The organism is Hymenobacter sp. BT559 (genome assembly GCF_016427535.1).
Lineage (GTDB): Bacteria > Bacteroidota > Bacteroidia > Cytophagales > Hymenobacteraceae > Hymenobacter.
Genome location: NZ_JAELXV010000003.1, coordinates 118,901 through 131,832, shown reverse-complemented (window position 1 = coordinate 131,832; position 12,932 = coordinate 118,901). Strand labels below are relative to the sequence as shown.

12 protein-coding genes are annotated in these 12,932 nt (G+C 59.8%); 1 reads left to right on the top strand and 11 read right to left on the bottom strand.

All coding sequences use genetic code 11. The annotated features are described in order from the left end of the window. Positions 1-363 precede the first annotated feature (363 nt). Positions 364-1,572 (top strand): porin, encoded by a 1,209-nt coding sequence (locus JAO77_RS11400; protein WP_198990514.1) that lies wholly within the window; start codon positions 364-366, stop codon positions 1,570-1,572. A 25-nt stretch (positions 1,573-1,597) separates the two neighbouring features. Here the strand turns inward: JAO77_RS11400 and JAO77_RS11395 are convergent, their stop codons facing one another. The 11 genes from JAO77_RS11395 to JAO77_RS11345 all read right to left on the bottom strand — a co-directional run bounded on the left by JAO77_RS11395 (position 1,598) and on the right by JAO77_RS11345 (position 12,886). Continuing rightward, complete coding sequence (locus tag JAO77_RS11395) at positions 1,598-2,053, bottom strand: GNAT family N-acetyltransferase (protein ID WP_198990513.1); 456 nt, start codon at positions 2,051-2,053, stop codon at positions 1,598-1,600. A 159-nt stretch (positions 2,054-2,212) separates the two neighbouring features. Then, the gene (locus tag JAO77_RS11390) at positions 2,213-2,935 is read right to left on the bottom strand and encodes a GNAT family N-acetyltransferase (protein ID WP_213019381.1); all 723 of its coding nucleotides are present in this window, start codon (positions 2,933-2,935) and stop codon (positions 2,213-2,215) included. 38 nt (positions 2,936-2,973) lie between these two features. Continuing rightward, positions 2,974-3,441, bottom strand: coding sequence for an rRNA maturation RNase YbeY (ybeY, locus tag JAO77_RS11385; protein WP_198990512.1), 468 nt, complete (start codon positions 3,439-3,441; stop codon positions 2,974-2,976). Beyond that, positions 3,438-3,893, bottom strand: coding sequence for an ATP-binding protein (locus JAO77_RS11380; RefSeq protein ID WP_198990511.1), 456 nt, complete (start codon positions 3,891-3,893; stop codon positions 3,438-3,440). Before JAO77_RS11380 ends, ybeY begins: the two co-directional genes overlap by 4 nt. A gap of 182 nt (positions 3,894-4,075) precedes the next feature. Further along, entirely contained in the window at positions 4,076-7,567 is a 3,492-nt protein-coding gene (locus tag JAO77_RS11375) for a DUF4175 family protein (protein WP_198990510.1), read from the bottom strand. Positions 7,568-7,680: 113 nt separating this feature from the next. After that, on the bottom strand, positions 7,681-10,077 hold the full coding sequence (locus JAO77_RS11370) for an erythromycin esterase family protein (RefSeq protein ID WP_198990509.1): 2,397 nt from the start codon (positions 10,075-10,077) through the stop codon (positions 7,681-7,683). Positions 10,078-10,169: 92 nt separating this feature from the next. Then, positions 10,170-10,739 carry a hypothetical protein gene (locus tag JAO77_RS11365; protein WP_198990508.1) on the bottom strand — a complete coding sequence of 190 codons (570 nt, stop codon included), beginning with the start codon at positions 10,737-10,739 and terminating at the stop codon, positions 10,170-10,172. Positions 10,740-10,800: 61 nt separating this feature from the next. Beyond that, positions 10,801-11,088 (bottom strand): hypothetical protein, encoded by a 288-nt coding sequence (locus JAO77_RS11360; protein ID WP_198990507.1) that lies wholly within the window; start codon positions 11,086-11,088, stop codon positions 10,801-10,803. A gap of 89 nt (positions 11,089-11,177) precedes the next feature. After that, positions 11,178-11,357 (bottom strand): hypothetical protein, encoded by a 180-nt coding sequence (locus JAO77_RS11355; protein ID WP_198990506.1) that lies wholly within the window; start codon positions 11,355-11,357, stop codon positions 11,178-11,180. After that, positions 11,358-12,518 carry a M56 family metallopeptidase gene (locus JAO77_RS11350; protein ID WP_198990505.1) on the bottom strand — a complete coding sequence of 387 codons (1,161 nt, stop codon included), beginning with the start codon at positions 12,516-12,518 and terminating at the stop codon, positions 11,358-11,360. Positions 12,519-12,520: 2 nt separating this feature from the next. After that, complete coding sequence (locus JAO77_RS11345) at positions 12,521-12,886, bottom strand: BlaI/MecI/CopY family transcriptional regulator (protein ID WP_198990504.1); 366 nt, start codon at positions 12,884-12,886, stop codon at positions 12,521-12,523. Positions 12,887-12,932 lie beyond the last annotated feature (46 nt).

The following is a 12,932-nucleotide window of genomic DNA, read 5'->3' as shown; positions in this document are numbered from 1 at the left end:
AAACCACTAGCATCACGCGCCGCAGGTTTGCGCAGAAGGCTGGCGCGTGTGCCTAGCGAATGCCATTGCCCGGAAGAATTCTTTACCTAGGTCAAGTAACCATTCTGCGATTGCCATAGACTGCGCGGGGCAAGAGGCGTTGCCACCTCTTTGCTCATGCCAACCCCACGCTAAGGCTAGTGAGCAGGAGTAAAACCGTGAGGTCTCGAACTGACCTGGGTGCTGCGACCATCGCGCCGCACACAAAATACCTGTTGTAACACGCTAACTGTGAGTGATAAGCTCGTCCATAACATTAGCGTAATGTTATGGCCACAATTAGGACACGTATCGGGGCGCACTTTGTGCAATTATTAATTTTTGATGAAGAAATTATTATTTGCCCTTCTACTGCTGGTCACCCAGGCCCAGGCCCAGGTCCAGGCCCCCGACACAGTGCCCCAGCCGGCGGCGCCTAGGAAGTGGTTCGAAACCTTCGCCATTCGTGGGTATGCGCAAGCCCGTTATAACCGCCTGCTCGAAACCAACCCCGACCTTTCCTGCGAGCAATGCGACCGGTCGTGGGGCAACAACGGTGGGATTTCGCTACGGCGCATCCGTCTGATTTTCTTCGGTCAGCTGCACGAGCGGATTTATTTTTACATCCAACCCGATTTTGCCAGTACCATCAGCGGCAGCACTTCGCTAAACGTCGGCCAGATACGCGATGCGTACTTCGACCTAGGTCTCGACAAAGCCAGTCGCTTTCGGCTGCGCGTGGGCCAGAGCAAAATCCCGTTTGGGTTTGAGAATATGCAGTCGAGCCAAAATCGTCTGCCCCTCGACCGCAGCGATGGCATCAACAGTTCCTTCTCTAACGAGCGCGACCTAGGCGCTTTTTTCTACTGGGCGCCTACGGCCGTGCGCAAGCGTTTTGGCCAGTTGGTAAAGGACGGCCTAAAAGGCTCCGGCGATTACGGGGTAGTGGGGATAGGCGTCTTTAACGGCCAAACCGCGAACCGCCCCGACCTCAACAATCAGCGCCACGTGGTGGCCCGCGTAAGCTACCCACTGGCCCTGGGCCAGCAGCTTATCGAGCCCTCGCTCCAGGCCTACACCGGCCGCTACGTAGTAGCCCGCGACCAGCTCTCGACCGGCGTAAAGCACCGCTCCGACTTAAGCTACCCCGACCAGCGCCTAGCTGCCACTTTCGTGCTCTACCCTCAGCCCTTTGGCGTGCAGGCCGAGTACAACGTGGGCCGCGGACCCGAATTTAACCCTCGTACCGATAGCATCGAAACCCAGTCGTTGCACGGCGGCTACCTGCTGCTCAACTACCGGGTACGCTACCAGCAGCAGCAGTTTTTTCCGTTTGTGCGAGCGCAGTATTACGATGGTGGTAAAAAGCACGAGCGCGACGCCCGCAGCTACACCGTGCGCGAGGCCGAGCTAGGTATGGAGTGGCAGCCGCTGCCCAGCTTCGAGCTGGTGGCCATGTACACCTTCTCATCGCGTCGCTTCGAAGATTTTCAGCGCCCCACTAACCAGCAGCGCGGCAACCTGTTGCGCCTGCAGGCCCAAATCAATTTTTAGCCGCCGAACGCCGCAAAAATTGCAGCTACCGCCCTAGGTGCTTCTGCAAGCACACACTATTCTCGACACCTACATACTGCCCATAGTTCGGGATGTGCGCGTAGCCGCTGCGTTCATACAGCCTGATGGCTTCGGGCTGGCGCTTGCCGGTTTCGAGTACGCAACTAGTGTAGCCTAACTCACCGGCCCACCTTTCCAGCTCAGTTAGTACAGCCTGCGCCACGCCCTGCCCCCGGTGTGCGGGCTGCACAAACATGCGCTTTACTTCCACTGCATTGGCCTCAAAAGGCTTGAAGGCACCGCACCCCACGGGCTCATCGGTCTGATACACTACCACAACATGCTGTAAGCTGGCGATGGTATTAAACTGGGCGTAGTAGCTGTGCTCAGCCCCATCACGCTTGGCGAGGTCTTGGTCGAGCAGCTGTACCAGAGTACGAAAATCAGGGTTTTCGGAGGTGGTACGGATGAGCTGGAGCATGTTGCAGAAATACTATGCAGTGGGATTTATGCAAAAGCGCCTGTCCTTGCGAGCGCAGCGAAGCAATCTCATCGGTTCTGCTACCGTTCGGATGCGATTGCTTCGCTGCGCTCGCAAGGACAGATGTTGTTCACGAAACCACAGAAATCACTCAAAAAACTATTGCTCTCCGCCTAGCCAATTATTAGGCAGCCAGCTGGGCAGTAAAATAGCTGATTGCCGCTCCACAAGCTCCCAGGAAAAAGGTAGCCACTCGCTGTTTTGAAAATCAAAAACCTCGGTGGCTTCGGGACTGGCAAACAGCTTGTAATCGAACTTGGGGTAGCCGTGCACCAAATAGCCAGGATAGTAATATACCAACTGCTGCTCGCGGGCGTGCTCGGTCTTGAGGAGCATCAAGTACTTCCCTAGGCTGTGTTTGCGGTAGTCGGGGTCGTAGAAGTTGACGATGCCTGCGATGGTAGTAGTGCCCCGATCGAAGATACCAGCCGCGATGAGTTGCTCGCCGTGGCGCACCTCGATAATGTAGGTATCAAAAACCGAGTGCGTAGCCCCGGCCAGCAGCAGCTCGGCCAGCGAGGGCGACGCGTCGAAGTCGATGTAGGCATGGTAGCGAGCGTACAGCGCCTCGTACTCCGCCGTGAGGCGAAACTGCTTTATGACCACTTCAAACTGCGCATTGAGCCGCAGCAGCCGGCGCTGCTTGCCGCCATACTGCACCTGTGCCACCACCAGGCGCAGCCAGTGCACGGTATAGATGCGCGGCCCCACCGGCAAAAACCGGCAGGTAAACAGGTCCTGGTTCATGCGGTAGTAGCCCAGGCCTAGGTAGTAGTCCAGCACATCGCCGGGAATACTGGAAAGCGAAGGTGCCGAACTCATAAGACCAGAAAAGCCAAGGCTAACCTGCTAATACACACCTAGAACCCGCGCAGCGACAAACAATAGTCTTCCTTGCGGCGCATGGCCGTTTGGCTCAGCAGGTCCTTGTCGTGGTACCCTAGGAGGTGCAACACGCCATGAATCATGACGCGGTGCAGCTCGTCGCGAAAGCTGATGTCCAGGTCTCGGGCGTTGTCGGCCACCCGCTCCACGCTGATGAAGATATCGCCTTCGAGCACTTCCGAATCATCGGCATTATCGAAGGTGATAATGTCGGTGAGCGTGTCGTGGTTGAGGTATTCTACGTTCAGCTTGTGCAGGTAGTCGTCGGAGCAAAAGATAAACGTCAGCTGCGCAATGCGGTACTCGTGCACCGCCGCGATGCGCTCAATCCACGCTACGAGGTCCTCGGCGTCGTGCAGGCCAAATTCCGGCACGTCTTCTACCACGAACTCTATGCCGGGCGCCTCAAAGTAGTGGACGCCGGTAGCGGAGACGTTGCTCATGCGGCCGCAGCTTCGGAAGAGGTGGTGCTGGCAGCGGGCGACTCAGTGCCGGGCGTGAGGGCAAAGGTGAGCTCTACGCGGCGGCCTTCTTTGCTGAACTCTACCTCATCGGCCAGGTGGCGAATGAGGAAGATGCCGCGGCCACCGGGGTTTTCCAGGTTTTCGGGGGCCGTCGGGTCGTCGAGGTTATTGAAGTCGAAGCCCGTGCCTTCGTCTTCAATCTCAAACTTCAATAGGTTGGCGCTCACGTACAGCGACAGGTACACGTTTTTGTCCTTGTCGAACTTGTTGCCGTGGCGGATGGCATTGTTCACAGCCTCCGTGACAGCTACCATAATATTGCCGTAGATGTCGTCCTCAATGTGGAACGTGTCTTTGGAGTTGTCAATGAAGCTCTCCACGACGCGGATGTTTTCCACAAGCGACGGAATCTGAATTTTAACCTGCTTCATAAGCGGTAGCGAAAGGATAGTAAAGGCAGCGCGGTAATAAGAACGGCAAAAATAGGGTAATACGTGCAAAATTCAGGCAGGGCGTACGACGGGGTTTCACAACCACTTACGTGCAGCCTTGCCTGAATTTTATGAGTACGATTTGCTCCTTACGAAGCCTTATAGGAAGGGTTACGCGGCAACTACTTATTTTTTTGGAAATACTCGGTCACCTTCTGTTGGTAATACGGAGTGAAGGTAGGCTGCGCCCGGCGTAACAGGTCGGTTTGCTGCGTTTTAGTGGCGCCTTTGTACTTGTCGAAAGCAGGCGGGAAAACCGGCGGATGGTTTTGGGCAGTTTGGGCTTCGCGCTTGGTATCCTGGTCGCGCTCGCGGGCCGACTTCTCGGCTTCGAGCATGCGGGTAAGAATCTGTTGCTGACGCTGAATGGTTTGCTCGGTGAGGCGCTTGTTCACGAGGTCGGTCTCGGTCTGCTCCATCAGCTTTTTCATCTCGCCAGCGTTGCCGCCCTGGCCGTCTTTGCCCTCCTTGCCATCTTTTCCGCCGGGGCCGTCTTTTCCATCTTTGCCCTCCTTGCCGCCGCCGGGTTTGCCGTCTTTGCCGGGTTGCCCACGGTCTAGCTGCTGCATAGCCTGGCGCAGCATCTGCTGCTGGCCCGCTAGCTTGGCGAGCTCCTGCGAAAGGGCACGGCCGGTTTTGCCGCTCTGAGACAGCTGCTGAATCTGCTGATTGAGCTGCTGCTGCATCTTACTGAGGCTGCCAGGAGCAGGCGAGCCGCCCTTGCCTTTTTTCTTACCGGGCTTGCCACTGCCGCTTTGCTGCTGGCCTTTGCCTTGCATCTGCTGCATGTCTTGTTGCATCTGCTGTAAGGCATCCGATAGCATCAAGGCTAGGTTGTTGATGCTGGTCATGGCCTGCTGCTGGGTGGCAGTGGCCCTAGGTACGTCGCGCTGCTTGATGTGCATGAAAGACTCGTCCATGCGGCCGTTCATCTCGCCTACCTCGCGGGTCACGAAGCTCTGAATCTTGGGCTCGCGCTTGGCCAGGGCGTAGAGCGAGTCTTGAATAATCTGGGCATCGTCGCGCAGCTTGCGCTGGGTCTGGCCGAGCTGCACAAAGCGTGGGTCGCTCTGGTCTACGGCTCGGAAATCCTTCATCAACTTCTCTTGGTCGAAGCTGAGCGTGACAAGGTTATCCAGAATGTCGCGCAGGTCGTCGATGTTTTGCTTGGCCTTTTGCTCCTCATCGTCGCTCATCTGGTCCTTCATCTTCTTAGCCATTTTCTTCATCCGCTGGGCGGCGGCTTTTTGGCTCTGGCTGGCTTTCTGATTCTGATTTTTATTCAGCTGCTGCTCGCCTTCCTGCATGTCTTGGTCGGTTTGCTGCTGGTCGGGTTTTTGCTCGTCCATGCCGTTTTGGTCGCCCATTTCCTTGTCCTGCTGCTTCAGGTCTTGCAGGTCCTTTTTGAGGTCCTCAAACTCCTGGCGTTTCTCGGCCTGCTCCTGGGCCAGCTTCTGGTTTTCGGCCTTCTGCTGCTCGTTGCTGAGCTTGTTGTCGGGGTTGTTCTTGTCGTTCTGAGCTGTCTTATCAGCTAGTTTTTCTTCTTCCTTGGCTAGCTGCTCCAGGCGGTCGGCGGTCTGCTCGGCCTTCTGCTCAAACTGCATCTGCTTGAACATTTCGAGGGCACGGTCCAGCTCTTTCTGCAAAGTGTTCTCCTTGTTTTCGAGCTGCTGAAGCAGCTTTTGCATCTCGGCGTCGGGCTGCTTCTGCTGTTCTAGCAGCTTTTGCAGCTTCTCGTAGAGCTTCTTAGTCTCGGGGTCGAGCAGGTCGTTCATGAGCTTTTTGAGCTCCTCGGCCTTCTTGGCCAGCTCCTCGCTCTTGGGGCTGAGCTGGTTTTGCTGCTGCTGCAACTGCTCAAACTTCTGCTGCATGGCCTGCACCTGCTGGTCGAGCTGAGCCTTCTGGTCTAGCATATTTTCGAGTTGCTTGCGGTCCTGGTAGCTCATCTCGCGCTTGGTCTTGAGCTTGTCTTGGCTCTGGGCCAGCTCGCGCTCAAGCTGCTTGCTCTGCTTGGCAGCCGAGCTTAGCTGGCTCGCCACCGAGTTGGCCTGCGAGGCCAGCTGCTTGTCGAGCTCGCGGGTGCTAGGCAGTCGGAATTCCAGTGGCCGCGAGCGTGTGCTCTTGGGCCCGTGAATACCGTCATTATCCACAGCTTCCACAAAGTACTGAAGCCGGTCGCCAGGCCGCAGGTTTAGGGGCGCTAGGTTCCAGGTATAGGAGTAGGTGCCGCCCGCGCCGCTGGGCAGGCCTAGGGAGCGGCTCACATACCCACCGCCTTTGTTACCGCCTCGCTGCACCTGGTAGTGCAGCCGCAGGGCCGTAAGGCCGTAATCGTCTTGCGCACTGCCACCTAGGGCCAGGTAGCGCAGGGAAGTAGTATCCGAAAAGGCCTCGACTGTGAGCGTGGGCGGCGCGTCGGGCACCACCGTAAGCTGATAATTGATGGGGTCGCGGTTGAGGCTGGCGGCGTTTTGCAGGCGTACTTGGTAGGGCTGCGAGCGCAACACCCGGCGCTCGGCCACGAAGCTTTCGCCCGAGCGGTTGGCCGGCACGGTTTCGGCCGGCTGGTCAAATACCAAGCTCAGCGCCTCGGTGGCCGCCGTGCTGAACTGCCAGCGCAGTTGGCTGCCCTCGGGCACGGTGAGATTGCCGCCGTTGCGGATGGTTTCGGCCGCCCGGCCGGTGTAGGCGGGGTACGTCACCTGCACCGCGAAGTCGCGCAAATCGGGCCGCTCCACCACCGTCAGGTGGTACTCGGGCGATACGAAGCCAGCGCCATTAAGCTGAAACGTGACATCCTGCGCCGGCTGCTCGAAGGTGTAGCGAAACGCGTCGGCCCGGCCGTTGACCTTGGCTAGCGGCCGCTCGGTGCCATCGGTGAGCAGGCTCACGCTGGCGGGTAGCGCCTCGCCCGCCACGGCTACGTCGAGGGTGAAATTCTCGCCCTTGAACACGCGCAGCTCTTTGTTTTTTAAGACAAAATCGAACGGCGCGGGCCGCGAATACTGGCGCTGGTAGTGCCAGATGCGGCTGGTACCCTGCGTGATAAACGCTGGATAAAACACCGACGCCAGCAGTAGCACGGCCAGCGGTGGCAACACGTACTTCCACAGCGGCCGGCTCTGCTGCCCTAGGTCGATGCCCTGGGCAAACGACACGCCCTGGAGCTGAGCGGCGCGCTGCTCCAAACTAGCCAGCAGCAACTCGTTGTCGCGGGCTTGGCCTTGCAGCTGCAAGGCATTAAGCAGGCGGTCTTGCACTTGCGGAAACAGCTCGCCTACCTGCCGGGCGGCCTGCTCATCGCTCAGCAAGCGGCGCAGGTTGGTGAGGGCGGCCAGAGGCTGCCACAGCCAGCGCCCTACCGCGTACACGGCCAAGGCTAAGAAGCTGAATAGCAATCCAGCGCGCACGGCTGTGGGCAGGTACAAGAAGTATTCGAGGGTGTTGAATACCACAAACAAGCTCAGCAGCAAGGCCGCGGCCACTAGCCCGCCGCGCACGAGCAAGCTGAGGTAAAACTTACGTTTATACGCTTCCAGCTCGGCCCGCACTTGGGCAAAAGCTGGGTAATTAGCCGAAGCCCCGGCTACTGCAGCCGGAGAAGACGCTACCATCGTCATAAGCAAAGCAAAATAGGCCGGGCGCGGGCCGCCCTAGGTCCGCCGCAACAAGTTACGCCCAGTCCGCCAACGCCGCTGGGGCGGCTACTGGTTCGCCGCCCACCCACCTAAGGCCGGGCCAGCTGTGGCGCGGGCGTCGAATCGCGAATAAACAGCACGGCGTCGAACTCGCCGCGCAGGCTGTGCAGCATGTACTGGTTGTGCGCATCAGCGTACCCAATATCGTGCAGCAGCTGGCTTTGGAACAGCCAAGCGTTGTCTTCAGTCAGTTCCAATTTGCTCAGACCCAGCCAAGACGTAGTGGGCCCAGTGCGCAGCCACGCCTCATACGAGCCGGGCCGCACGGCTGCCAGCGAGGCCGTGGCCCAGCGGCCGGTGGGCTCTTGCGCCGCAAAGCTGCCCTGCCCCAGCACCATGCCCAGCGCCAGGTAGCCCGGCCCTAGGGTGGCGCGCAGCCACTCGCCCATTGGGCGCTCCTCGGGGGCGATAAACTTGGCTACGCTGCGGTTGTTGGCCCATAGCAGCAGCTTGCCGCCGGCCTGCTGGCTTAGGTAATGGGCGTTTTCGGCTAGGCAGGCTTGGCGGTAGTTCTCGGCCGTACCTAAGTCGAGCCGCCGCCAGGTAGCGCCCTGCTCTATTAGACGCAGGTAGTAGCGCTGGCGAGCCAGTACCTGCAAGCTCGTAGGCTGGCCCAGCTTGACGCGGGCATCGAAGCCAACCGCCAATTCACCCAGTACGCGGCGCAGGGGCGCCAGCAGCGAGTCGCGCGGCTGGTCGGGACGCAGGCGCAAATCCAGCTCTTCGGCCGAAGAGTGGCGGTAGGTGGCTAGCAGCTGGGCCAACTGCCGGAGGCGCGGCTGGACAAAGTCGTCTTTGGCTTCTACCAGCTGCCCTAGGTAGGCCAGTGCCTGCTCGGGCTGCCGTATCTCGATGCCTGCTAGTAGCAGCGGCGTGCTGGGGTGGGCCTGCTGGTAAGTGCGCAAGCTGCGCACGAGGGCAAGCACAGCGGGCGTGTGCCAGCCATCTAGCGCGGCCAGCAGGCGTGCCGGGTCACCCTGGCCAGTGCGGAGGTACTCGTTCAGGGCGGCGCAACTGGCCGGACTGGCTTCGAGCAGCAAGCCACCAAAGCCTTTTTGCTCAATCAAGTACTGACTGATGCGAGCGTTCAGGCTAAAGACTTCCTGCGAGCCGTGCGTGACTTCGCCCAGGCCCACCAGCCGCGCCGCACCTAGGAAGGTGCCGAGTGCGCCCAGGTCGGGGCCCGCCGTGGCAGGAGTGGCCAGGCGCAAGGGCTTGAGCACAGTACGTAGCCAGGCTTGCTCGGCGGCCGTGGGCGGGGGTGGCGTGGGCGGGCCGGTGGGCACGTAAGGCTTGCCATCCAACGCAAACGTCAAATTATCAAGCTCCAGCGCGCCTGGTATGGGCAGTACCACGCTCAGGGCGAGGGCCCCTAGGTGGGCCGGGTCGGTGCTGCGGCTGAACAGCCCTTGCAGCGGCACTTCAAAGGCAAAGCTTGTCCATTGCGGTCCAGGTGCCAGCAAGTTGCTGGCAGTGCCTAGGGTGTCTGCCTTCCAAGTGCCGCCGTCGGGCCGAGGTATAAAGGAGAGCAGCCGATAGCTAAAGCTAGGGGCTGGCCCCGCGCTGCCGCTGCCAGTGGGCCGCCGCCAGTAGCCCCTCACCCGAAGCCGCTGGCCGCCTTGGGTAGGAATCAGCCGCAGGGCACCTAGGTAGGCGGCCTTCTGACCAGGCGTACTGGCTGGCACCAAGCGCAGGTAGCGGCGGCCGTGCTGCGGACTAGCGCTATCGAGGGCGACCGTTGCGCTGGGCGAGTTAGGCCTACCTAGGCGGGGCAAGCGCCGCTCAAAATCCCAATTGGTGGTAAGCACCTCCGCCGCGGGCAGTAACAGGGCGGCGGTGGCTGGCACGGGCAGTTCGGGCAGCGGCCGGCCCCGCACGCTCAGCTGCATATCATCGAGCCACACCCGGCCACTACCGCGCAGCTGCATGTTTATATCGAAGCTATAAGCTACGGCGCGCACGGGCAGTTGCAGCGCGAGGCGGTGCCAGTCGGCATTGGGCAGCGAGTCGATGGCGAAAGCCGACTGGCTCGTGAGGCCCGCAATGGTCGTGGCCGTGTTGCTAGCATTGAGCCGGATGGTGCCCCGCCAGCCCTGCGTGCGTACCCACACGCTCACTGTCACGAGCTGCCCGCGTAGCGAGTCGAGGGGCACCAGGCTGGTGGAAAAATATGCAGCGCGAGGCTCGGCCGCGGTGGGTAGCTCCAGCCGCAGGCTGCCTCTCCCCTGCCGAAACACCGTGCTATCAAATACCGCTCGCCCGCCCGGCGGTACGGTTTGGGCCCACAGTGCCAGCGGCTGGCCGTAATTGGCGCGCGGCTCCAGCCCTAGGTTAAGGTAGGCCTGGGCGCGGGTAATGAGGCTCGCCAACAGTAGCCAGGCCAACAGCCCACCGCTGCGCCAGCTCACCAAGTAAGGGGTAGACATAGAAAAAGATAGCTGAATCTTGAGCGAACGTAACGCCCAAAACGCAGCTATCTTTTCTGGCCGGCGGCCCTAGGTGCCGATTGGCAGTGCGGCTACTCTTTTACGGGGTTGCCTTGGCCATCAAAAAAGAGCTGCATACGCTTGCCATCCTGCTCAAAAATGGTGTGGTAGCGGCCGGGTTGGTTCTTGGCTGGGGCTACCATTTCCATTTTAGCAGCAGGATAGTTTTTAGTCATGTAGGCCTGCACGGCGGCAATGGCCGCCGACTGCTCGGGGGTAGGTCCTACCATCGGCGCCACAGCTGCAATGCGCTTATTGAGAGCCAATACGGCAGGTGAGTTAGCATTAGCCTTCGTCGTGACGACGACGGTGCCACCGGCTGAGCTAGTACCAAAAATTTGCTGTTGCTGTTCGCCCTTTAGCACTTGCATGTAGCTGATTGTCTCGGGGTCGAGCTTCGTCTTATCCAACACACTCTTGTCAGCCTTCTGCCCATCGAGGTAATACACTACATCTTGTGGGATAGGCTTTTGGGCCGGGGCGGGCGTGGGCGCCACCTGGGCATGGGCGGCCGAGTGCCCTAGGGCCAGGGCCAGCATGAAGGGGGCAGCCAGTAGGTAGCGGCCAAGTTGGGAAGCACGGGAAGCTGGTTTGTTAAGCATGGGGATGTGGTTGTTGAGAATGAGAGAAGAGGCTGGAGAAGGCCGACGCTGGCGCGCTCGGCTACTTGGTTTGAGCTAGTATCACGCGCTTCACGTCGGGGTCCTGGGCATAGGTGGCGGCTTTCTGGCCGTCTAGTACCTCCATGCGCGTAATGTATTTAGTGTCAAGCTGCTCGATGACCTCCTTAGTCGAAGGCTTCGCATTTAAGTAATAGCGAGCGGCTTGCATTTGGGGCAAAGGGGCCGTAGAAACCGGCTTGGCCTGCTGCTGTTGCTCGCAGCTGCTGAGGCCCAGTAGTAGCACTGCGGCGCAGCCTAGGTGCTTGTAAGCGGTCAGAAAAGTCGGCATATCAAAGGTGGAGGAAATAGGGTGGGATGAAAAAAGGAACCTGAGTTTTAGGGAAAGCTTATGCTGCTCAGTGAGATGCTACGCTACAACTACTTCTGCACCGGGTTGCCTTGGCTGTCGAACGCTAGCTGCATGCGCTTGCCATCTTGCTCGAACACGGCCATGTAGCGGTCAGGCTGATTACTGACATGTATAATGCCTACGCCGTGCAGCTTCGCAGTGGGGTAGTTTTTAGCGATGTAAGCTTTGGCAGGAGCTATGGCAGCCAACTACTCGGGCGTGGCGCTTACCGTCGGCTTTACAGCTTCGATGCGCTTATTAAGCGCCAATACAGCGGGCGAATTGATATTGGCTTTGGTCGTGACGACGAGGGTGCCCGCCGCCGCACTAGAGCCAAAAATCTGCTGCTGTTCTACGCCCTTTATTACGTTGATAGAGCTGATATCGTCAGTCTTGATTTTTCCTAACACGTCGCTGCTAGCCTTTTGGCCATCAAGGTAGTACACCGCATTTTGCGGAATAGGCTTCTCGGCCCGGGCGGGCGTGGGCGCCACCTGGGCGCGAGCCGCCGAATACCCTAGGGCCAACAGCATCACGAGCGGAGCGGCCAGCACGTATCGGCCTAGCTGGTAAGCACGTGAAGCCGGCTGGTTGAGCATCGTAATGCGGTTTTTGAGGGTGAGAAAGGAGAAATGGAAAGCCAGGGCTGGCGCGGGCACGCCGCCGGGCTGCTGGCGCAGCAGGCTGTATTGGTAGGCGCGGCGGTCGAGGCCAGTTTGCAGGGCGGCGTGGTCAGCCAGGTACTCAAGGTTGTCGAGCACGGCGCGGCGCAGTAGCCAGGCGGCGGGATTGGGCCAGGCCAGGGCCGTGGCTACCTGCGCCAGTAGCACATCGAAGGTATGCCCTTGGCGCACATGGGCTTGCTCGTGGCGCAGGGCAGCCGGCAGGTGCTTAGTGTCAAGCAGTATGCTGTCGCTTAGGTAGATAGCGGAGCCAAACGAGAAGGGCCCGCCCTCGCCGGGCAGCCGGCGCACGCGCTGGCCCAGCACCACCGTGGGCTGCGAGCGCCGCCGCACCAGGGCCAAGCTAACCAGCTGCCCTAGTAGCCGCAGCAGCAGTAATCCCGCACCTAACGCGTAGGCACCTAGGGCCAGCAACTGCCAATCGAAGAAGGATGCGGTGGCCGAGCTAGCGGTCGGGGCCATGCTCGTAGCTAGCAGAGTGGTGGTGGGCAGCGCGGGCAAGGCCACGGCGGGCAGCAGCGCAGGCACGGGCAGGGCCGGGTACACCGCCGCAAACACCAAGGCTACCAGCAGGTACACGCGGTTTAGCCCGAAGAACGTGAGCCGGCGCAGCAACCCGTAGTACGCTGCCGCAAAGAGCGCCAGCACTACATTGGCCTTCAGCAGATAAAGCAAAGCGGCTTCCATAGCTACTCGGGCTTTTGGTTTTCGATGAGCTTGATAATCTCCTGCAAATCGGCGGCACTGACTTTCTCTTCTTTCGCGAAAAAGGAAACCAACTCTTTGTAAGAATCGCGGAAATGCTCGCGCACCAGTGCCCCCAGCGAGCGGCGCTGGTAGTCCTCGGCGCTCACGAGCGGCGTGTAGCGAAACGAGTTGCCTAGCTTCTCGGCGCTGGCGTAGGCTTTGCGCTCTAGGTTGCGCAGCGTTGAGGCGAGGGTGGTGTAGGGCGGGCGCGGCTCGGGCAGGTGGTCGAGCACGTCTTTCACAAAGCCGGGGCCAGTGCGCCAGAGCGCCCGCAGGGCGTCTTCTTCGGGTTGGGTGAGGCGTTCCATAAGGCTATTTATGATTTTTTCGTAATACTACGAATCTTTCGTAATT